The following is a 20,449-nucleotide window of genomic DNA, read 5'->3' on the forward strand; positions in this document are numbered from 1 at the left end:
AACCCACCACGAACTTCCGACAGGAGCCCTCAGCCATGGCCATCGAGGTCCGCATCCCGACCATCCTCCGCCAGTACACCGACGGTCAGAAGGCGGTGGAGGGCAACGGGGACACCCTCGCCAAGCTCTTCGCCGACCTCGAGACCCGGCACACGGGCATCCAGGCACGCATCGTGGACGGCGACCAGCTCCGCCGCTTCGTCAACGTCTACCTGAACGACGAGGACGTCCGCTTCCTGGACGGCATCGACACCAAGCTCAGCGACGGCGACAGCATCACGATCCTGCCGGCCGTCGCCGGCGGTATGGCCTGATCGGGATGCGGTACGACTCCCCGTTGGCGGCGGTCGGCAACACCCCCCTGGTGCGCCTGCCGCGGCTCTCGCCGTCCGACGACGTCCGCATCTGGGCCAAGCTGGAGGACCGCAACCCGACCGGCTCCGTCAAGGACCGCCCCGCACTGCACATGATCGAGCAGGCGGAGAAGGACGGCCGGCTCACCCCGGGCTGCACGATCCTCGAGCCGACCAGCGGGAACACCGGCATCTCCCTGGCCATGGCGGCCAGGCTCAAGGGCTACCGCATCGTCTGCGTGATGCCCGAGAACACCTCGCAGGAGCGCCGGGACCTGCTCACCATGTGGGGCGCGGAGATCATCTCCTCGCCGGCCGCGGGCGGCTCCAACACCGCGGTACGGGTCGCCAAGGAAATCTCCGCCGAGCACCCGGACTGGGTGATGCTCTACCAGTACGGCAACCCGGACAACGCCGGCGCCCACTACGCGACGACCGGCCCGGAGATCCTCGCCGACCTCCCCTCGGTCACCCACTTCGTGGCGGGTCTGGGGACGACGGGGACGCTGATGGGCGTCGGCCGCTACCTGCGCGAGCACAAGCCGGACGTCAGGATCGTCGCCGCCGAGCCGCGCTACGACGACCTGGTGTACGGCCTGCGCAACCTCGACGAGGGCTTCGTACCCGAGCTGTACGACGCCTCCGTGCTCACCACCCGCTTCTCGGTGGGCTCCGCCGACGCGGTCACCCGCACCCGGGAACTCCTCCAGCAGGAGGGCATCTTCGCGGGCGTCTCCACCGGCGCCGCGCTGCACGCCGCGATCGGTGTGGGCAAGAAGGCGGTGAAGGCCGGCGAGAGCGCGGACATCGTGTTCGTCGTCGCCGACGGCGGCTGGAAGTACCTCTCCACCGGCGTCTACACGGCGGCCACCACCGAAGCGGCCATCGAGACCCTCCACGGCCAGCTCTGGGCCTGACCGACGGCTGAGGTCTACCGCGCGAGGTGACGGACCTGGTCCCACAGGACCGGGTCCACCACACCCACCCGGCGCCGGAAGTCGCCCACCGGCACCTCACGCAACTCGTCGGTCTCCAGGAAACTCGTCCGGCCCCGGGCGTCCCCGACCGAGCCCGGCGGCAACGTGATCACCCCGGTCCGCCCGTCCCGCTGCCGGGTGGTGATCTTCGCGACCAGCACCCGCCGACCCCGCACCGAGATCACCAGGCAGGGCCGGTCCTTGGCACCGGCGGTGTCCTCGTACGGCACGTTCGCCCACCAGATCTCCGCGGGCCGCGGACGCGTGGACCGGGCCCGGGGACCCGTGGGGCGCCCCGGCGGCCGCCGGCTGCCGCCCGGCCGCGGAGGGCGACGCCCGCGGCCCCAGCCGTCGACGACCGTGGCGACGGCTGCGAGCAGGACCACCGCCGCGAGGGCGAGCCACCAGGACGTCTGCATACCGAGACGGTACCGGCGCGCACTCTCCACGCGCGCCCCTTCAGTGCCCCCACACGCCCCGGTTCCAGCCGAACCGGTGACACCGCAGGTGAGTTCGCCCACAACGCACCCTGGTGGAGGAGCGACCCGGGGTTTTGCGCCTTACGCTCGACAAACCGCACGACCCCCGTCTCTCCATACGCGCCAGCGGAGGTTTCTGCTTCATGAAGCTCACCGTCGTCGGCTGCTCGGGGTCGTTCCCGTCCGCGGAATCGGCCTGCTCGAGCTACCTCGTCGAGGCCGACGGCTTCCGGCTGCTCCTCGACATGGGCAACGGTGCCCTCGGCGAGCTGCAGCGCCACTGCGGTCTCTACGACCTCGACGCGATCTTCCTCAGCCACCTGCACTCCGACCACTGCATCGACATGTGCGCCTACTTCGTGGCGCGCTACTACCGGCACGAAGGCGGCCGCTGCGCCCCGCTCCCGGTCTACGGACCCGAGGGCACCGAGCACCGGCTCACCACCGCCTACGCCGACACCCCCTCGGCCTCGTCCATGAGCGAGGTGTTCGACTTCCACACGGTGAAGCCGTCGACCTTCGAGATCGGCCCGTTCACCGTGCACACCGAGCGGGTCGCCCACCCCGTGGAGGCCTACGCCATCCGCGTCGAGCACGGCGGCCGCTCGCTCACCTACTCCGGCGACACGGGCGTCACCCCCGTGCTGGACGAACTCGCCCGGGACACCGACCTGTTCCTGTGCGAGGCCGCCTTCACGCACGGCAAGGAGAACATCCCCGACCTCCACCTCAACGGCCGCGAGGCCGGCGAGACCGCCACCCGCGCCGGCGCCCGCCGCCTGGTGCTCACCCACATCCCCCCGTGGACCGACCCCCGGATCAACCTGGCCGACGCGCGCGAGGCCTACGACGGGGCGGTGGAGGTCGCGGCGACGGGGGCGGTGTACGAGGTCTAGCCAGCAGGAAGCCCCGGAGGGCACCCTCCGGGGCTTCCTGCTGTTCGGCCGGTGCGCACCGGCCGGCGTGCGCTGCTACTTGGCTTCCGCCTTCTGCAGCTCGGCAAGCTCCTCGTCCGACTCGCGCCCGGGTGTGGGCAGGTTGAACTTGGTGATCGCGAACCGGAAGACCACGTAGTAGACGGCCGCGAAGCACAGTCCCACCAGTGCCAGGCCCCATGGGTTGTTCGCGATGCCCAGGTTGAGGAAGAAGTCGACCGCGCCGGCCGAGAAGCCGAAGCCGTCCTTCATGCCCAGCGCCCAGGTCAGCGCCATCGAGACACCGGTGAGCACCGCGTGGATGGCGTAGAGCACCGGAGCGATGAACATGAACGTGAACTCGATCGGCTCGGTCACGCCGGTGACGAACGACGTCAGCGCGAGCGAGAACATCATGCCGCCCACGACCTTGCGGCGCTCGGGGCGCGCGCAGTGCACGATCGCCAGGCAGGCCGCGGGCAGCGCGAACATCATGATCGGGAAGAACCCGGTCATGAACTGGCCTGCGGTGGGGTCACCGGCCAGGAAGCGGGCGATGTCGCCGCTCTTGCCCTCGTACTCGCCCGCCTGGAACCAGGGGAAGGAGTTCAGGAGGTGGTGCATGCCGATCGGGATCAGCGCGCGGTTGGCGACGCCGAAGATGCCCGCGCCGACGGCGCCGGAGCCGACCAGCCACTCGCCGAAGTTGTGCAGACCCGTGCCGAGTACAGGCCATATGTAACCGAAGACGATGCCGAGAACCAGGCCCGCGAAGGCCGACAGGATCGGAACCAGACGGCGGCCGCCGAAGAAGCCCGCCCAGTCGGGCAGCTTGGTCCGGTAGAAGCGCTGATACAGCAGCGCGACCACGAGACCCATCACCACGCCGCCGAGGACCTTGGCGTCCACCGGCGCGTCCGTCATGACGACCTTGCCGTCGACGGCCTGCGCCACCTGCGGGAGGTTCTTGTCGGTGAACGTCGCCAGCACGTTCTTGAAGACCAGGTAGCCGACCACCGCCGCGAGCGCCGTGGAGCCGTCCGACTTCTTGGCGAAGCCGATGGCGATGCCCACGGCGAACAGCAGCGGCATGTTGTCGAGGATGGCGTTGCCGCCGGCCGCCATGAACCCGGCGATCTTCGTCAGGAACGTGGGGAACTCCGGGCGGCCCAGCATGTCGGCGTTGCCGAGGCGCACCAGCAGGGCGGCGGCGGGCAGCACTGCGACCGGCAGCATGAGGCTGCGGCCGATGCGCTGCAGTACAGACATCACGCCGGCGCCCTTCTTCTTGTCGGCCGCGGGCGCGGCGCTGGGCGTGGTCACAACATCCTCCAGGGGGCAGGGCGCGCCGCCCGGTCATACGGGAAGGAAGGGGACGGCGGCGTCTGAGGTCTACACCACTCAGTGGTGTAGACCTGTTGTAGCACGATGAAGGCCGCGTAAGGAACCCGCGATTCCGCTACCGGAGCGCTACGCGCAGTGCCGGAGCGAGGCCCCAGTTCAGGAGCGTGCGAGGGCGTGCCGAAGGCCCCCGGACGGGAGGTCCGGGGGCCTTCGCGAGACCACGGTCAAAGGGTACGTGAGGGTGCGTGAGGTCTACACCTTCGTGACGTCCTCCACCTCGTCCTCGGGCTCCCGGCCCGGGGTCTTGAGGTCGAACTTTGTGATCGCGAACCGGAAGACCGCGTAATACACCACCGCGAAGCACAGCCCGATCGGGATGATCAGCCACGGCCTGGTCGCCAGATTCCAGTTGATGACGTAGTCGATCAGCCCCGCCGAGAAGCTGAACCCGTCCTTCACGCCCAGCGCCCACGTCACCGCCATCGACACACCCGTCAGCACCGCGTGCACCGCGTACAGCGCCGGCGCGATGAAGAGGAACGAGTACTCCAGCGGCTCCGTGATCCCCGTCACGAACGACGTCAGCGCCACCGACAGCATCAGGCCCCCGACCTCCTTGCGCCGGTGCGGCTTCGCGCAGTGCGTGATCGCCAGCGCCGCCGCCGGCAGCGCGAACATCATGATCGGGAAGAAGCCCGTGGTGAACTGACCCGCCGTCGGATCGCCCGCCAGGAACATGTTGATGTCGCCGTGCACCACCGTGCCGTCGGGCTTGGTGTACGAGCCGAACTGGAACCACATCGGCACGTTCAGGAACTGGTGCAGGCCGATCACCAGCAACGCCCGGTTCGCGACCCCGAAGATGCCCGAACCCCACGCCCCCAGTCCGTTCAGCCAGTCGCTGAAACTCTCCAGCGCGCTGCCGATCGGCGGCCACACCCACAGGCACAGCGCCGCGAAGGCGATCGCCACGAACGCCATGATGATCGGCACCAGCCGGCGCCCGTTGAAGAAGCCGAGCCAGTCCACCAGCTTCGTACGGTGGAAGCGCTGCCAGAAATAGGCCGCCAGCAACCCCATCACGATGCCGCCGAAGACCCCCGGGTTCTGGTAGGTGAACGCCGTCACCGTCTCCGACCCGTCGGTCAGCCGGCACCCGATCTGCGGGATGGCCTCCGACCCCTCCGGACAGTCCTCCGGGAACTGCCGCAGCACGTTCCAGTAGACGAGGAACCCCGCCACCGCCGCCAACGCCGTCGAACCGTCCGACTTCTTCGCCATCCCGATGGCCACGCCCACACAGAACAGCAGCGGCAGCCCCAGCGCACCGTCGAGCAGCGCGCCACCCGCCCCGGTCATCACCTTCGAGACGTTCGACCAGCCGAGACCGTCGTCCCCGAAGACGTCCGGCTGTCCGAGCCGGTTGAGAATGCCGGCGGCGGGCAGGACCGCGATGGGCAACTGAAGACTGCGGCCCATCTTCTGCAGGCCCTGGAACGCCTTGTTCCAACGGGCGCGCGCGGGGCTGACCGCACTGTCGGCACTCATCCGGTCTCCATCCGGTCGCCGGTACACTGGTGTAGACCAGTTGACAGACGGCTCCGTCGCCGTGACGCCATCATTCGGCACCCGCCGCACAATGGCTCGCGAAGATGGGCCAACTGTGGGTTACTGCGACAAAGCGGTCCGGATCAGGGAGAAAGAACATGGCCAGCAAGGCTGAGAAGATCGTCGCCGGCCTCGGCGGCATCGACAACATCGACGAGATCGAGGGCTGCATCACCCGCCTCCGCACCGAGGTCAACGACCCCGCGCTGGTCAACGAAGCCGCCCTGAAGGCCGCCGGCGCCCACGGCGTCGTCAAGATGGGCACCGCCATCCAGGTCGTCATCGGCACCGACGCCGACCCGATCGCCGCGGAAATCGAAGACATGATGTGACCCCACCCATCGGGTTCACCGGCAAGGGGCCTTGACCGCAGCGGCATTTCCACTGCGGTCAAGGCCCCTTCCGCATGGGCCGCTAGGCTCACCCGCATGTCACGCATCGACGGCCGCACCCCCCAGCAGCTCCGCCCCGTCACCATCGAACGCGGCTGGAGCAAGCACGCCGAAGGCTCCGTCCTCGTCTCCTTCGGCGACACCAAAGTCCTCTGCAACGCCTCCGTCACCGAAGGCGTCCCCCGCTGGCGCAAGGGCAGCGGCGAAGGCTGGGTCACCGCCGAGTACGCCATGCTTCCCCGCGCCACCAACACCCGCGGCGACCGCGAGTCCGTCAAGGGCCGCATCGGCGGCCGCACCCACGAGATCAGCCGCCTCATCGGCCGTTCCCTGCGCGCCGTCATCGACTACAAGCAACTCGGCGAGAACACCATCGTCCTCGACTGCGACGTCCTCCAGGCCGACGGCGGCACCCGCACCGCCGCCATCACCGGCGCCTACGTCGCCCTCGCCGACGCCATCGCGTGGGGCCAGACCAAGAAGCTCATCAGGCCCAGCCGCAAGCCGCTGACCGGCACTGTCTCCGCCGTCTCGGTCGGCATCGTCGACGGCACCCCGCTCCTCGACCTGCGCTACGAGGAAGACGTGCGCGCCGACACCGACATGAACGTCGTCTGCACCGGCGACGGCCGCTTCGTCGAAGTCCAGGGCACCGCCGAGGCCGAGCCCTTCGCACGCGACGAACTCAACACGCTCCTCGACCTCGCCACCGCCGGCTGCGCCGACCTCGCCGAACTCCAGCGCAAGGCGCTCGACGAGACCCTGGAAAGGTAAAGAGAGAGCCAAGGGCGGCTCAAGGAAGTGTGTGCGGGCACGCAACTCACGCGCCCGCGACCGCGTCCCTAGCAGTACAGCACCACGGGCGTACGGCCACACCGGCCGTACGCCCGACGCCGCACCGCACACGGGCCGCCCGGCCCGGTGCCAAGGGGAGGACGAGATCCATGGCCGCGAGCCGCCACCGCAGCCTTCGCCGCACCGCCACCGTCGCCGCCACGCTGGCCGCCGTCGCCCTCACGGCCGGACTCACCACCGGCTGCGACGCCGTCGACAAGGCCCTCGACTGCGTACGCACGGCGGACGCGATAGCCGACAGCGTCACCGAACTCCAGCAGGCCGTGGAGAACACGTCCGACCCCACCCAGTGGGAGGAGTCCCTCGACTCCATCGACAAGAACCTGGACAAGATCGGCGACCAGACCGACAACACGGACGTCAACCAGGCCGTCGACGACCTCGGCAAGGCCGTCGACAACGTCCGGACCTCGGTGCAGAACGGCGACGAGACCCCCGACCTCAGCCCCGTCACCGACGCGGCCGGCGAACTGACGAAGGTCTGCACGCCGTAGGGGAGGGCCCCCAGCCCGGGCGGCGCGGTCCGGCGATACTGGTCCCCATGACCCGCCTGATCCTCGCCACCCGAAACGCCGGAAAGATCACCGAACTGAGGGCCATCCTCGCCGACGCGGGCCTGCCCCACGACCTCGTCGGCGCGGACGCCTACCCGGAGATCCCCGACGTCAAGGAAACCGGCGTCACCTTCGCCGAGAACGCCCTCCTCAAGGCCCACGCCCTCGCCCAGGCCACCGGCCTGCCCGCCGTCGCCGACGACTCCGGCCTCTGCGTCGACGTCCTGAACGGTGCGCCGGGCATCTTCTCCGCCCGCTGGGCCGGCCGCCACGGAGACGACCAGGCCAACCTGGACCTCCTCCTCGCCCAGATCGGCGACATCGCCGACGAACACCGGGGCGCCCACTTCGCCTGCGCGGCCGCCCTGGCCCTGCCCGACGGCACGGAGCGCGTGGTCGAGGGCCAACTCCGCGGCACCCTCCGCCACACCCCCGCCGGCACGGGCGGCTTCGGCTACGACCCGATCCTCCAGCCGGAGGGCGAGACCCGCACGTGCGCGGAACTGAGCGCGGCCGAGAAGAACGCGATCAGCCACCGGGGGAAGGCGTTCCGGGCACTGGTGCCGGTGGTGCGGGAGCTGCTCGGCTAGAGTCAGAAAGCGAGCCCCGCACCAACGAATCGAAGGTGCGGGGCTCGCCCTACCTGTGGGCCCGGTGGGACTCGAACCCACGACACACCGGACCTAAACCGGCGCCCTCTTTGCCAGCTGGGGTACGGGCCCGCAGCGGCACCTACTCTACTGGGCTCCGCGGGCCATTCGGCGCCCGCCTCTGCACCAGGTGCTGGTGATCGCGTGGCAGTTCGGGCACAGCAGGCGCAGATTCTCACGTCGGTTGTCGCGCCAGTCCCCGTTCACGTGGTCGACCTCCAGCGTCATGGGCTTGCCGAGCCACTCCGGAGCAACCCTGCACCTTGCGCACTCCTCGGGAACGCCGACTTCGCGAAGCGCACGGCGCAGCAGAGAGGTCTTCGTCCGGCGGCCGTTGTCCCGCTGGACCAGGATGTCCGCAGCACCCTTGGCTGTCGAGCTTGTCCTGCCCCGCTGGTGTGCCTGCCCAAGGAAGTGGGACGTGTCGATGGCGTCTTCCGCGACCCACTCGTGAAACAGCCTGCGAAACCGACCGTTGCCGGGTCTCCCCAGGGACTCCAGGGCTCCTGCGATGGAGATCGCTCCTGCGACCGCGCTTCGTAGCTCGTCAACAGTTGGTCTTGGGTGAGGCGCCACACCTCGCCTCCTACGGGGAAAGTGCGAGATGTCAATGCCGAAGTGCTCGAAGCGGTTGTACAGATGCCGACGGAGATTGCGGTAGGGCTGGGTGCCGATGAAGGTGACGACCTCGTAGATGTCGGAACATCTGGCGGCTGCTTCGGCCAACAACTCGCGGGTGTACCGCGTGCCGGTGATCACGAGGTGCTCCTCTTGCTGCGGCCCCGGTAACTGTCCGTTGTTGAGTGGCAGTTCGGACAGAGCATTCGAAGGTTCTCGATGCGGTTGTTCCGCCAGTCGCCATCGATGTGGTCGACCTCGAGAGGCAATGGCTCCCCGAACCACACCGGCTCGATTCCGCAGAGAGCGCACCGTTCCTCCGTCCCCAATTCGCGCATCGCCCTCTTGAGGCGGCTGCCCGGGACTCGCCTTGCGTGGTCCGACGTGTCCTCAATGAGGACTTCGTCAGCAGTCCGGCGCCGCCGGTTGTGGCGTTGCCGTTCGGTGCGGGCTACCGACGTGAAGTGCGACGTGTCGATTCCGTACGCCTTGATCCGCCGGGAGAGGTTCGTGTGATGCCCTCCCACGGGGTCGAGTCCCAGTCGACGGAGGACCTCGTTGACACTCGCCGACTCGGCGATCACCGGCTCCAGGATCTCCCTCGTCCACTTCACTCCCTCGCGCCCGAAGTGTGAGACGTCCACCCCCAGCTTGCGCATCCGATCGAAGATGTACCGCCGTTTCCAACTCCTCGGATCCACCCCCAACCACACCAACGCCTCCGACAACGTCCGAGCCCCCCGAGCAGCCTCCTCCAGCCGCTCCCTGCTGTACGCACTCGCCCCCACCAGGTCCCCTCCATCCCGGCCACGCGTTCGCAGCCTCGTACGGAGTAACGAACCGACTATCGGACAGTCACGCACGGCATGCGGAAGGGCCCGTACCGGAAAGGTCCGGTACGGGCCCCGCAGGGAAGAGGGGTCAGATGCCCAGGTCCTTGATGATCTTGGCGACGTGGCCCGTCGCGCGGACGTTGTACAGGGCCCGCTCGACCTTGCCCTCCTCGTCCACGACGATCGTGGAGCGGATGACGCCCATGTAGGTGCGGCCGTAGTTCTTCTTCTCGCCGAAGGCGCCGTACGCGTCGAGGGCCTTCTTGTCGGGGTCGGCGAGGAGGGTGACCTTCAGGGACTCGGCCTCGCGGAACTTGGCGAGTTTCTCCGGCTTGTCGGGGGAGATGCCGATCACGTCGTACCCGGCGCCGGCCAGCAGCTCCAGGTTGTCCGTGAAGTCGCACGCCTGCTTCGTGCAGCCGGGGGTAAGGGCAGCAGGGTAGAAGTAGACGATGACCTTGCGGCCCTTGTGGTCCGACAGGGACACCTCGTTGCCGTCGGCGTCCGGGAGGGTGAAGGCGGGGGCCGGGTCCCCGGGCTGGAGTCGCTCGCTCATCGAATCAGCGTAACCGGGGGTCCTGACAGTGCGGAGAAGCGAGTAGCTGACAGACTGTGCGGGACAGTGTCAGAGGACTTCGGAGGCGTACGGTGGCGGACACGTCGGACAGCAGGACCCCGGCGCAGATCGAGGCGGACATCAAGCGCCGACGCGAGGTGCTGGCCGAGACGCTCGACGAGCTCGGGATGCGGGTGCACCCGAAGACGATCGTGGGCGACGCCAAGGCCAAGGTCGCCTCCAGCGTCGACCACACCCTCGGGCGCGCGTACGTCAAGGTCAACAGCGCGGTCAGCGACGTGAAGTCGCAGTTCGTGGACGAGGAGGGCGCGCCCCGTCTTGAGCGGGTCGTGCCCGTCGCGCTCGTGGTGGTCGGGGTCGTGGGGCTGCTCGCCCTGGGCAGTACCCGGCGGCGCGGGCGCTGAGCCGGGGCAGGTAGGTTCGGGGCGTGAGCGCCAAGAGAAACGAGCACGGCTCCCAGGACGACAAGCTGCCCATCCGGATGCTGCACGACCGCGTACTCGTGCGGCAGGACACCGGTGAGGGCGAGCGGCGTTCCGGGGGCGGCATCCTGATCCCCGCCACGGCTGCGGTCGGAAAGCGGCTGGCCTGGGCGGCGGTCGTCGCCGTCGGGCAGAACGTACGGACCGTCGAGCCGGGCGACCGGGTGCTGTACGACCCGGAGGACCGCGCCGAGGTGGAGGTGCGGGGGGTCGGCTACGTGCTGATGCGGGAGCGTGACCTGCACGCGGTGGCCGCGGACCGGTTCGAGGGGTCCGAGGACTCCACCGGGCTGTATCTGTAGGGCCGGCAGTACGGAGCCCGTTGTACGGAGAGGGGCGGTGACCGGTGTCACCGCCCCTCTCCGCTGTCTTTGCTACCTTGGAGGCACCCGACGAGACGCGCCGTACCGGGTTGAGCGAAAAGACGACGCACCACCGTTCCTTTTCGTTTCACGGAGGTGCCGTCATGGCCTGGGTTCTGCTGCTCGTCGCCGGTCTGCTCGAGGTCGGCTGGTCGATCGGGATGAAGTACACCGACGGTTTCACCCGGCTCGTGCCCAGTCTGTTCACCGGTGCCGGGATCGTCGCGAGCATGGTGCTGCTGTCGTACGCGGCCCGGACGCTCCCCATCGGTACCGCCTACGGCGTGTGGGTGGGGATCGGTGCGGCCGGGGCGGCGGTGCTCGGCATGGTCGTGCTGGGTGAGCCGGTGACCGCCGCCCGGATCTTCTTCATCTGTCTGCTGCTGGTCGCCGTCGTGGGTCTCAAGGCGACCTCGGGTCACTGACGCCGGGGTGTCACCGGGACGCCGGCGACGGTGCCGGCGGTCGGGTCGGAGCCGCCGCCCCCCGCCCCGTCGGTGTCCCCGCCGCCGCCCTCGGTGGTGCCGCCGTTCGCCGAGTCGTCGCCTCCGCCGCCGCCCGTGGGGCCCGGCTCCGTGCTGGCGCCGCCCGAGGGTCCGCCGGTGGTCGGGGCGCCGGTCTCGCCGCCGGAGTCGCCCGAGCCGCCGGAGTCGCCGGGCGAGGTGCTGGTGCCGCCGCTGCCGTCGCCCGGGGTCTCGGTGCCGGAGTCCTCGTCGCCGGTGGACTCGTCGTCCGGTTCGCTGCTGCCGCTCTCGTCGCCGGAGCCCGGTTCGTCCGAGGCGTCGGCGGACGGGGGCGCGGTGACGTCGGCACCGGTCTGGAGCTGGAGGTCGAAGTCGCTGACCGGTTCGCCCTCCAGCGCCTTGCGGGTGTACTGGCCCCAGATCTCGGCGGGCGCGCCGCCACCGTTGATCCTGGCCAACCCCGTCGCGCCGTACAGCGACTTGTGCGCGGCGGTCTTCGGGTCCTGGCCCATGACGGCGACGACGGTGGCCAGTTCGGGGGTGTAGCCGGCGAACCAGGCGGCGGTGTCCTCCTCCGCGGTGCCGGTCTTGCCCGCCGCGGGACGGCCGGCGGCCTGGGCGGCGGTGGCGGTGCCGTTCTCGACGACGCTGCGCAGCACGGACGTCGTGGTGTCCGCGGACTCGCGGCTGACGGCCTGGCGCTCGCGCCGCTCGGGCAGCTCGACCTCGTGCTTGCCGTCCTTCATGACCTGCTCGACCAGCGTGTACGTGCCGTGCCTGCCGTGGTTGGCGAGGGTCGCGTACGCCTCGGCCATGTCGAGGGGGCTGGCGGTGGCGACGCCGAGGGCGATGGAGGGGGAGGGCGTCAGTTCCGGGGTGTTCTTGGAGAGCCCGAGGTCGATGGCGGTCTCCATGACCTTGTCGGAGCCGACGTCGACGGCCATCTGGGCGTACACGGCGTTGATGGACTTGTCGGTGGCCTCGCGGACGGTGACGTCGCCGTAGTCGCGGTGGTCCTCGTTCTCGGGGGCGTAGCGGCCGCCGCTCCAGCCCTTGACGGGGCGCTCGCTGGTGCCGTCGTAGCGTGTGTTCGGGTTGATCGTGTCGCCGTCCTGTGTCTCGGAGTGGTTCTCGACGGCGGACGTGAACACGAAGGGCTTGAAGGTGGAGCCGACCTGGAAGTCCCGGCGGACGGCGTTGGGCGTGTACTGCTTGACGTAGTCGATGCCGTTGTACATCGCGACGACCTTGCCGGTCTTCGGGTCGACGGAGGCGCCGCCCGCGCGGACGTAGTTGTCGACCTTGCGTTCCTTCTTGTCCAGCTGGGACATCAGTTTGTCGTCGACGGCCTTGACGAAGGCGTTCTGCTTGTCCTTCTGGAGGGTCGTGGTGATGCGGTAGCCGCCGCGGTCGAGTTCCTCCTCGTCCACGATCCCGTTCTGGACCAGGTAGTCCTTGACGATGTTGACGACGTAGCCGCGCTGTCCGGACATGCTGGTGGAGACCGTGGACTGCTTGGGCACGGGGAACTTCGCGGCGGCGCGCTCGGAGGCGCTCAGCCAGCCCTTGTCGACCATGCCCTTCATGACGTAGTTCCAGCGGGACTCGGCGGCGCCCTTGTTCTCGGGGTGGGCGACGACGTCGTACTGGCTGGGGGCGTTGAGGAGGGAGGCGAGGTAGGCGCCCTGGCCGGCCGTGAGGTCCTTGGCGTCGATGCCGTAGTAGGCCTGGGCGGCGGCCTGGATGCCGTAGGCGCCGCGGCCGAAGAAGCTGGTGTTGAGGTAGCCCTCGAGGATCTCGCTCTTGCTCTTCTCGCGGTCGAGTTTGATCGAGATGAAGAACTCCTTCACCTTGCGGGTGACCGTCTGCTCCTGGGCCAGGTAGTAGTTCTTGACGTACTGCTGGGTGATCGTGGAGCCGGACTGCTTGCCCTTGCCGGTCGCGGTGTTCCAGCCGGCCCGGACCATGGCGCCCGGGTCGATGGCGGACTCGCTGTAGAAGTCGCGGTCCTCGGCGGCCAGGACGGCGTGCTGGGCGTCCTTGGAGATGCGGGCGAGGCCGACGCTCTCCCGGTTGACCTCGCCGTCGCGGGCGAGGACGCTGCCGTCGGCGTACAGGTAGACGTTGGACTGCTTGGTGGCGGCCGCGTTGGCGGCCGGGATCTGCACCAGGTGGTAGCCGAGGAAGAAGCCGCCGACCAGCAGCAGGAGGCCGATCACACAGGTGCTCAGCACGATGCGCCAGGTCGGGATCAGCCTGCGCCAGCCGGTCCGCTTCGGCCGCTTGGGCTTCTTCGCGTCCCCGTCGCCGGCCGCCTGTGGCTCTCTCGGCGCCCAGCCCTGTTGCGGCTGCTGCGGCTGCGGCTCGTCGCTCATGTCGTGCACGGACTCCTGTTTCGCGTCGTACGGTCTGGACTCGTACGGCCTTGTGCGCCTCTGCGCCCTCTGGGTCTTCTGGGCCCTCTGGTGAAGACTCTCGCACCGCGGGTTCCGTTCCCGCTCGGCGGCACACCCGTGAAATTCCGTGGCACGGGGGGTCGCCGTCGCACTAGGCTCCTGCGCTTTGGTGCCGGTCGGAGGGGGAGGGGCCGTGGGCGTGGGCTCGGGGCGGTTGTACGTGGCCGTCGCGGCGGGGGGATTCAGACGGTACGCGACCTACCGTGCGGCCACCGCCGCCGGGGTGTTCACCAACACGGTCTTCGGACTGATTCTGGTCTACACCTATCTGGCCCTGTGGGAGGAGAACCCGCAGCTCGGCGGCTACGACCAGGCGCAGGCCGTGACGTTCGTCTGGCTGGGGCAGGCCCTGCTGGCGGCGCTGGCGATCGGTGGCGGGGGGTTCGAGGACGAATTGATGGAGCGCATCCGTACGGGTGACATCGCCGTCGATCTGTATCGGCCGGCCGACCTCCAGCTGTGGTGGCTGGCGGCGGACCTGGGGCGGGCGGTGTTCCAGCTGCTGGGGCGCGGGGTCGTGCCGTTCGCGTTCGGGTCGCTGTTCTTCCCGGTGGCCCTGCCGGGGGAGGTGTCGAGGTGGGCGGCGTTCCTGGTGGCGGTGGTGCTGGCGGCGGCGGTCAGTTTCGCGCTGCGGTACCTGGTGGCGCTCTCGGCGTTCTGGCTGATGGACGGCGCGGGGGTGACGCAGATGGCGTGGCTCGCGGGGTTCTTCTGTTCGGGGATGCTGCTTCCGCTGAACGTGTTCCCGGGCGCGCTCGGCGAGGTGGTCCGGATGCTGCCGTGGTCGTCGCTGCTCCAGGCGCCGGCCGACGTGCTGCTCGGTGAGGCCGACGCGCCGGCGACGTTCGTCTTCCAGGCCGGGTGGGCGGTCGCGCTGCTGGCGGTGGGGCGGCTGACGCAGTCGGCGGCGACGCGGCGGGTGGTGGTCCAGGGTGGCTGAGACGGCGCGCGCGGCCCGGGAACGCGGCCGGGTGGCGGAGGGGGTGCGGACGTACGGCCTGATCGCCACGATGTGGATCAGGTCGACGATGGCCTACCGGACGTCGTTCGCGCTGACGACGTTCGGGAACTTCGCGGCGACCGCGCTGGACTTCGTGGCGATCCTGCTGATGTTCTCCCGCGTCGACGCGCTGGGCGGCTGGTCGCTGGGCGAGGTGGCGTTCCTGTACGGGGTGGCGGGGGTGTCCTTCGGGCTGGCCGACCTGGCGGTCGGCTCGATGGAGCGGCTGGGCCGGCGGGTGCGCGACGGCACGCTGGACACGCTGCTGGTGCGCCCGGCGCCGGTGCTGGCGCAGGTGGCGGCGGACCGGTTCGCGCTGCGCCGCCTCGGCCGGGTGACGCAGGGGGTGCTGGTGCTGGTCTACGCGCTGGTGCTGCTGGACATCGACTGGACGGCGGCGAAGCTGCTGCTGATGCCGGTGATGCTGCTGAGCGGGGCGGGGATCTTCTGCGCGGTGTTCGTGGCGGCGGCGGCGTTCCAGTTCGTGGCGCAGGACGCGGCGGAGGTGTCGAACGCGTTCACCTACGGCGGCACGACGATGCTGCAGTATCCGCCGACCGTGTTCGCGCTGGACCTGGTGCGGGGGGTGACCTTCGTGGTGCCGCTGGCCTTCGTCAACTGGCTGCCGGCGGGGTATGTGCTGGACCGGCCCTTCCCGCTGGACCTGCCCGAGTGGGTGGCGTTCACGTCACCGCTGGTGGCGGTGGTCTGCTGCGCGCTGGCGGGGCTGGCCTGGCGGGCGGGGCTGCTTTCGTACCGGAGTACAGGGAGCTGACGAGTGAGGGAGCCGACGGCGATGACCGAGGGGGAGAGCGCCGCGCCGCAGGGCGGGGCCTTCATCGAGCTGGACGGCGTCGAGAAGGTCTTCGACGTGCGCAGGAAGACGGGTTTCCTGAAGCGGGAGCGGCACGAGGTGCGGGCCGTGGACGGGCTGTCCTTCACGGTGGCGCGCGGCGAGATGGTCGGCTACATCGGGCCGAACGGCGCCGGGAAGTCGACGACGATCAAGATGCTCACCGGCATCCTGACGCCGAGCGGGGGCCGGCTGCGGGTGGCGGGGATCGACCCGTCCCGGGAGCGGACGCGGCTGGCGCACCGCATCGGGGTCGTGTTCGGGCAGCGGACGACGCTGTGGTGGGACCTGCCGCTGATCGACTCCTACCGGCTGATGCACCGCATGTACCGGATCCCGGACGCCCGCTACCGGGAGAACCTGGACCGCTGCGTGGAACTGCTCCAGCTGCAGGAGCTGTTGGACGTGCCGGTGCGGCAGCTCTCGCTGGGCCAGCGGATGCGCGGCGACATCGCGGCGGCGCTGCTGCACGACCCCGAGGTGCTGTACCTGGACGAGCCGACGATCGGCCTCGACGTGGTGTCGAAGGCCAAAGTGCGGGGTTTCCTGCGGGACTTGAACGCGGAGCGCGGCACGACGGTGCTGCTGACCACGCACGACCTCCAGGACATCGAGCAGTTGTGCTCGCGCGTGATGGTCATCGACCACGGGCGGCTGATGTACGACGGTCCGCTGGCGGGGCTGCACGAGGCGGGGGAGAGCGAGCGGACGCTGGTGGTGGACCTGGAGCGGGAGTTGCCGCCGATCGAGGCGCCGGCGCCCGCGCGGGTGGTGCGGGTGGAGGGGCCGCGGCAGTGGCTGGCGTTCCCGGCGTCCGCGTCGGCGGCGGGGCTGGTGGCGCGGATCGCCGCGGAGTATCCGCTGGTGGACCTGTCGGTGCGGGAACCGGACATCGAAGCGGTGATCGCCAAGATGTACGCGGAACGCGCGAGCGCGTAGTGCCCGGCGCGGTGACCTCGTAGGCTGCTGTACATGACCGACGACGCCCCGGAGCTCCGCGCATCCGACGCCGACCGTGAACGAGTCGCCGAGGTCCTGCGGGACGCCCTCGCGGAGGGCCGCCTCGACATGACCGAGTTCGAGGAGCGGCTGGACGCCACGTACAGCGCGCGGACCTACGGGGAGCTGGCGCCGATCACCCGGGACCTGCCGGTGGGTACGGCGGTCGCGGTGCCCAAGGTGTCGATGACCAAGGAGCCGGCGGCCACGGGGGACTGGGCGGGCCGGATCACCGGCGGCGAGCCCTCGTCGACGTGGGCGGTCGCGGTGATGTCCGGGTTCCAGCGCAAGGGGCGCTGGACGGTGCCCCGGCGGTTCAGCTCGTTCGCGTTCTGGGGCGGTGGGGACATCGACCTGCGCGAGGCGGACTTCGCGCACGGCGAGGTCGTGATCAACTGCGTCGCGATCATGGGCGGGATGAACGTGGTGGTGCCGCCCGGGGTCGAGGTGATCGTCCGCGGCATGGGGATCATGGGCGGCTTCGACCACCGCGAGGAGGGCGTCCCCGGCGACCCGGGCGCCCCGCGCGTGATCGTGACCGGCTTCGCCTTCTGGGGCGGCGTCGGCGTGGAACGCAAGCTGACCCGCGCGGAGAAGCTCCGGATCAAGGAGGAGCGCCGCCAGCAGAAGCTGGAACGCCGCCGGGACTCCTGAGCCGCCGCCGGCGCCGGTCTGCCGGGGCGGCTCACGCCTCGACGGGGACCGCGCCCTTCAGGGAGTCCAGGTCGAGGACCTGGCCCATGCGGGCGTACCCCTTGTCGCTGGGGTGCAGGTGGTCCCCGCTGTCGTAGTCGCCACGGAGCCGGCGCGGGTCGTAGGCGTCGCGCAGGGCCTTGTCGAAGTCGACGACCTCGTCGAACACGCGGCCGGACCGGATCTCCTCGTTGACCTGCTGCCGCATGGCCTCGCGGGCCGGCGTGTAGTTCCGGTAGCCGCCGAACGGCATGATCGTCGCGCCGACGACCCGCAGCCCCCGCGCGTGCGCCCGGTCGGTCAGGGTGCGCAGGCCGACGAGGATGGAGTCCCGGTCGGCGAGTGCCGGGCTGTTCAGGATGTCGTTGACGCCGAGGACGATCACGACGACCTTGACGTTGGTGCGTTGCAGCACGTCCCGCTCGAAACGGCTCAGCGCGCTCGGGTTGTCGGCGGGCCGGCCCGTCCTGCTGGTCAGGATCCGGTTGCCGCTGATGCCCTGGTTGACGACGCTGTAGCGGGGCGCGTCCCGCCCGTCGCCGGCCGCGTCGTGCAGCCGCTCGGCGAGCACGTCGGTCCAGCGGTTGTTGGCGTTCACCTCGGAGCCGAAGCCGTCGGTGATCGAGTCGCCGATCGCGACGACGGTGCCCCGGGCCTCGTTGCTCAGCACGTCCAGCGCCGTCAGGTAGCGCCAGTACGGCGTCCCGGTGGTGTACGCGACGGCCGTGACGTCCGACGTGCGGTCGCCGGCGGCCAGGTAGCTGGTCTGCCGGGCCTGCGGGTGGTAGGTGACCGGGCCGGACGGCACCGGGGAGTACGTGGTGACCAGGACGTCCGCGCCGTACGGGACGGTGATGCGGGCGATGTCGCTCATCACCTGGCCGCCCGCCGGGATGATCACCCGGGGGCTGCCGCGGAACGTGAGCCGGCGCATCGTGTCGGCGACCGCGGCGGCCGTGTCGGGGCCGGCGGCCAGGGCGATGGAGGCGTGCGTCACGGTCAGCGGCGACTGCCCGTACAGGTTGGACAGGGTGATCCGCGCGCTGGTGCCGCCGACGCCCGCGTGCACGACGTTGCGTACCGAACGGCCCGCCATGCCCGTCGTCTCGGTGCCCGGTTCGGCGGCCGCCGGCGAGGTGGACCACGCGCCGACCCACGAGCCGGTGGAGGCGGGAGCGGCGTCGCCGCGCGGGAATCGACCGCCCGCGAGCGGCGACTGTTCCGTGCTGCCGTCGTCCGCGGACGCTCCGGCGTATATGGCCGCGGAAATCGCCACTATCAAGGTGACGACCGCCGCCAGCAGGGCACGGTGCTTGGTGGGAGGTGCCCCCGCACCCCCGTCACGACCCCGGGTCATGTTGTGCTGTTCTCCTCGGGCGAGGGGAGCCCCGAGGCTCCGGTCCGATGAACCCATGATGAGGCATGGGCCGGGGAAAGGCCGCACGAGCCCCCTGCGTTACCCCTCCAGGAGAGACGCCGGGAACTTGTGTTCCGTTCCAGGAGTCGGTCAGGAAGGGACAATGTGAGCGGGACGGATCAGCGAACGGGTGGAGCGGATGGAACGCACGAAGGCGGAACTTCCCGGCGGCTCAGGGGAGCGCACGGGTACCGGCGCGGGGGCGTTCCGTGACCGCGCGATGACCTCCTTCAGCCCGGCCGACGAGGAGAAGCGCCGCGGCGTACGCCGGATGAAGCTCACCGCGACCGGACTGCTGCTGTTCGTCGCCGTGGTGTACGTGCTGGCCGAGTGGGCCTCCCACCGCGGCGCGGGCGCCTGGGCGGGCTATGTCGGCGCCGCCGCCGAGGCCGGCATGGTCGGCGCCCTCGCCGACTGGTTCGCCGTCACCGCCCTCTTCCGCCACCCGCTCGGCATCCCCATCCCGCACACCGCGATCATCCCCAAGAAGAAGGACCAGCTCGGCGTCTCCCTGGGTGAGTTCGTCGGCGAGAACTTCCTCTCCGAGGACGTCGTGCGGCAGCGGCTGCGCGCCGTCGGCATCGGCAGCCGGCTCGGCGCCTGGCTCGCCGTGCCCGAACACGCCGACCGGGTGACGGCCGAGCTGTCCGCCGCCCTGCGCGGCGCCCTCACGGTGCTGCGCGACTCCGACGTGCAGGCCGTGGTGGGGGAGGCGATCACACGCCGGGCCGACGCCCAGGAGATCGCCCCCGGCATCGGCAAGCTGCTGGACCGGATCGTCACCGACGGCGGCCACAAACGCGCCGTCGACCTGGTCGTCTCCCGCGCCCACGACTGGCTGGTGCTGCACGGCGACTCCGTGATGGACGCCGTACAGGGCGGGGCGCCCGGCTGGACGCCCCGGTTCGTGGACAAGAGGGTCGGCGAGCGGGTCTACAAGGAGCTGCTGCGCTTCGTCACCGAGATGCGCGACATGCCCGCCCACCCGGCGCGCGGCGCCCTCGACCGCTTCCTCGCCGACTTCGCCTCCGACCTCCAGTCCGACACGGACACCCGCGCGCGCGTGGAGCGGCTGAAGACCGAGGTGCTGGGCCGCGGCGAGGTCCAGGACCTGATCGCGTCGGCCTGGACGGCCGTACGATCCATGATCGTCTCCGCGGCGGAGGACGAGCGCAGCGAACTGCGGCTGCGGGTGAGGGCCTCGCTGCTCTCCCTGGGCGCCCGGATGGCCTCCGACCCCAAGGTGCAGGGCAAGGTCGACGGGTGGGTGGAGGGCGCCGCGGTGTACGTGGTGACGACCTACCGCCGCGAGATCACCTCCCTGATCACCGACACGGTGGCGAGCTGGGACGCCGAGCACACCACCAAGAAGATCGAGGCGAACATCGGCCGCGACCTCCAGTTCATCCGCATCAACGGCACGGTGGTCGGCTCGCTGGCCGGGCTGCTGATCTACACGGTCTCCCGCATGCTGGGGGCGTAGGCCCCGTCCGGCGCCGGTCCGGCGGGCCTTCTGCCACCCGGCGCGGCGGGCGTGTTCCCTGCGGTGCCGGGCACAAGGGAGGCGTT

At 70.2% G+C, this 20,449-nt stretch carries 23 protein-coding genes, 1 tRNA gene and 1 riboswitch; of the genes, 15 read left to right on the forward strand and 9 right to left on the reverse strand.

Going from position 1 to position 20,449, the window contains the following annotated elements:
- The first annotated feature begins 35 nt into the window (after positions 1–35).
- Together ACGF3J_RS00525 and ACGF3J_RS00530 are read left to right on the forward strand one after the other, a co-directional pair.
- A complete protein-coding gene (locus tag ACGF3J_RS00525) occupies positions 36–314 on the forward strand; it encodes a MoaD/ThiS family protein (RefSeq protein WP_161326815.1) in 279 nt (92 codons plus the stop codon).
- Between the two features lie 5 nt (positions 315–319).
- The gene (locus tag ACGF3J_RS00530; RefSeq protein ID WP_161326816.1) at positions 320–1,270 is read left to right on the forward strand and encodes a PLP-dependent cysteine synthase family protein; all 951 of its coding nucleotides are present in this window, start codon (positions 320–322) and stop codon (positions 1,268–1,270) included.
- 14 nt (positions 1,271–1,284) lie between these two features.
- Here ACGF3J_RS00530 and ACGF3J_RS00535 read toward each other — a convergent pair whose 3' ends face one another.
- Entirely contained in the window at positions 1,285–1,749 is a 465-nt protein-coding gene (locus tag ACGF3J_RS00535; protein WP_161326817.1) for a type II toxin-antitoxin system PemK/MazF family toxin, read from the reverse strand.
- 203 nt (positions 1,750–1,952) lie between these two features.
- Here ACGF3J_RS00535 and ACGF3J_RS00540 point away from each other — a divergent pair, with 203 nt between their 5' ends.
- A complete protein-coding gene (locus ACGF3J_RS00540) occupies positions 1,953–2,705 on the forward strand; it encodes an MBL fold metallo-hydrolase (protein ID WP_161326818.1) in 753 nt (250 codons plus the stop codon).
- 75 nt (positions 2,706–2,780) lie between these two features.
- Here the strand turns inward: ACGF3J_RS00540 and ACGF3J_RS00545 are convergent, their stop codons facing one another.
- Complete coding sequence (locus ACGF3J_RS00545) at positions 2,781–4,046, reverse strand: PTS transporter subunit EIIC (RefSeq protein ID WP_161326819.1); 1,266 nt, start codon at positions 4,044–4,046, stop codon at positions 2,781–2,783.
- A gap of 273 nt (positions 4,047–4,319) precedes the next feature.
- Positions 4,320–5,615 (reverse strand): PTS transporter subunit EIIC, encoded by a 1,296-nt coding sequence (locus tag ACGF3J_RS00550; RefSeq protein WP_161326820.1) that lies wholly within the window; start codon positions 5,613–5,615, stop codon positions 4,320–4,322.
- Between the two features lie 158 nt (positions 5,616–5,773).
- Between ACGF3J_RS00550 and ACGF3J_RS00555 the strand changes: the two genes are divergently transcribed.
- From ACGF3J_RS00555 to rdgB, 4 genes are all read left to right on the forward strand, one after another.
- Positions 5,774–6,007: a glucose PTS transporter subunit EIIB gene (locus ACGF3J_RS00555; RefSeq protein WP_003975905.1), complete on the forward strand. Its 234-nt coding sequence runs from the start codon at positions 5,774–5,776 to the stop codon at positions 6,005–6,007.
- Between the two features lie 96 nt (positions 6,008–6,103).
- Entirely contained in the window at positions 6,104–6,841 is a 738-nt protein-coding gene (gene rph / locus ACGF3J_RS00560; RefSeq protein WP_393853295.1) for a ribonuclease PH, read from the forward strand.
- A 170-nt stretch (positions 6,842–7,011) separates the two neighbouring features.
- A complete protein-coding gene (locus tag ACGF3J_RS00565) occupies positions 7,012–7,416 on the forward strand; it encodes a hypothetical protein (protein WP_161326822.1) in 405 nt (134 codons plus the stop codon).
- Positions 7,417–7,463: 47 nt separating this feature from the next.
- On the forward strand, positions 7,464–8,066 hold the full coding sequence (gene rdgB, locus ACGF3J_RS00570) for an RdgB/HAM1 family non-canonical purine NTP pyrophosphatase (RefSeq protein ID WP_125493673.1): 603 nt from the start codon (positions 7,464–7,466) through the stop codon (positions 8,064–8,066).
- A gap of 56 nt (positions 8,067–8,122) precedes the next feature.
- Here rdgB and ACGF3J_RS00575 read toward each other — a convergent pair.
- The 4 genes from ACGF3J_RS00575 to bcp form a co-directional block, all read right to left on the reverse strand.
- Positions 8,123–8,198 (reverse strand) — tRNA-Leu (locus tag ACGF3J_RS00575).
- Positions 8,199–8,213: 15 nt separating this feature from the next.
- Entirely contained in the window at positions 8,214–8,885 is a 672-nt protein-coding gene (locus ACGF3J_RS00580) for an HNH endonuclease (RefSeq protein ID WP_161326823.1), read from the reverse strand.
- Positions 8,882–9,532, reverse strand: coding sequence for an HNH endonuclease signature motif containing protein (locus tag ACGF3J_RS00585; protein ID WP_161326824.1), 651 nt, complete (start codon positions 9,530–9,532; stop codon positions 8,882–8,884). The genes ACGF3J_RS00580 and ACGF3J_RS00585 overlap by 4 nt, the downstream gene beginning before the upstream one ends.
- Positions 9,533–9,665: 133 nt before the next feature.
- The gene (bcp, locus tag ACGF3J_RS00590) at positions 9,666–10,133 is read right to left on the reverse strand and encodes a thioredoxin-dependent thiol peroxidase (RefSeq protein ID WP_122619862.1); all 468 of its coding nucleotides are present in this window, start codon (positions 10,131–10,133) and stop codon (positions 9,666–9,668) included.
- Between the two features lie 92 nt (positions 10,134–10,225).
- Between bcp and ACGF3J_RS00595 the strand changes: the two genes are divergently transcribed.
- The 3 genes from ACGF3J_RS00595 to ACGF3J_RS00605 all read left to right on the forward strand — a co-directional run bounded on the left by ACGF3J_RS00595 (position 10,226) and on the right by ACGF3J_RS00605 (position 11,423).
- Positions 10,226–10,558, forward strand: a complete 333-nt coding sequence (locus ACGF3J_RS00595; protein ID WP_161326825.1) for a DUF3618 domain-containing protein — start codon at positions 10,226–10,228, stop codon at positions 10,556–10,558.
- 77 nt (positions 10,559–10,635) lie between these two features.
- A complete protein-coding gene (locus ACGF3J_RS00600) occupies positions 10,636–10,938 on the forward strand; it encodes a co-chaperone GroES (RefSeq protein WP_202557607.1) in 303 nt (100 codons plus the stop codon).
- 62 nt (positions 10,939–11,000) lie between these two features.
- A riboswitch (guanidine-III (ykkC-III) riboswitch) is annotated at positions 11,001–11,070 on the forward strand.
- A gap of 32 nt (positions 11,071–11,102) precedes the next feature.
- The gene (locus tag ACGF3J_RS00605) at positions 11,103–11,423 is read left to right on the forward strand and encodes a multidrug efflux SMR transporter (protein ID WP_055417143.1); all 321 of its coding nucleotides are present in this window, start codon (positions 11,103–11,105) and stop codon (positions 11,421–11,423) included.
- Here the strand turns inward: ACGF3J_RS00605 and ACGF3J_RS00610 are convergent.
- Positions 11,417–13,837, reverse strand: coding sequence for a transglycosylase domain-containing protein (locus tag ACGF3J_RS00610; protein WP_202557602.1), 2,421 nt, complete (start codon positions 13,835–13,837; stop codon positions 11,417–11,419). The genes ACGF3J_RS00605 and ACGF3J_RS00610 overlap by 7 nt on opposite strands.
- Positions 13,838–14,051: 214 nt before the next feature.
- Between ACGF3J_RS00610 and ACGF3J_RS00615 the strand changes: the two genes are divergently transcribed.
- The 4 genes from ACGF3J_RS00615 to ACGF3J_RS00630 are packed head-to-tail and all read left to right on the forward strand — an operon-like array spanning position 14,052 to position 17,424.
- Positions 14,052–14,858 carry an ABC transporter permease gene (locus ACGF3J_RS00615; RefSeq protein WP_393853296.1) on the forward strand — a complete coding sequence of 269 codons (807 nt, stop codon included), beginning with the start codon at positions 14,052–14,054 and terminating at the stop codon, positions 14,856–14,858.
- A complete protein-coding gene (locus ACGF3J_RS00620; protein WP_352155542.1) occupies positions 14,851–15,693 on the forward strand; it encodes an ABC transporter permease in 843 nt (280 codons plus the stop codon). The genes ACGF3J_RS00615 and ACGF3J_RS00620 overlap by 8 nt, the downstream gene beginning before the upstream one ends.
- A 21-nt stretch (positions 15,694–15,714) precedes the next feature.
- Positions 15,715–16,710, forward strand: a complete 996-nt coding sequence (locus ACGF3J_RS00625) for an ATP-binding cassette domain-containing protein (RefSeq protein ID WP_161326828.1) — start codon at positions 15,715–15,717, stop codon at positions 16,708–16,710.
- Positions 16,711–16,743: 33 nt separating this feature from the next.
- Entirely contained in the window at positions 16,744–17,424 is a 681-nt protein-coding gene (locus tag ACGF3J_RS00630) for a DUF1707 domain-containing protein (RefSeq protein ID WP_393853297.1), read from the forward strand.
- A 31-nt stretch (positions 17,425–17,455) separates the two neighbouring features.
- On the opposite strand, the gene ACGF3J_RS00635 is transcribed toward ACGF3J_RS00630, so the two are convergent.
- Entirely contained in the window at positions 17,456–18,820 is a 1,365-nt protein-coding gene (locus tag ACGF3J_RS00635) for an SGNH/GDSL hydrolase family protein (protein ID WP_161326830.1), read from the reverse strand.
- Between the two features lie 199 nt (positions 18,821–19,019).
- Here ACGF3J_RS00635 and ACGF3J_RS00640 point away from each other — a divergent pair, with 199 nt between their 5' ends.
- Positions 19,020–20,363 carry a DUF445 domain-containing protein gene (locus ACGF3J_RS00640; protein WP_393853298.1) on the forward strand — a complete coding sequence of 448 codons (1,344 nt, stop codon included), beginning with the start codon at positions 19,020–19,022 and terminating at the stop codon, positions 20,361–20,363.
- The last annotated feature ends 86 nt before the right edge of the window (positions 20,364–20,449 follow it).

This window comes from Streptomyces sp. NPDC048171 (assembly GCF_043202655.1).
Classification (GTDB): domain Bacteria; phylum Actinomycetota; class Actinomycetes; order Streptomycetales; family Streptomycetaceae; genus Streptomyces.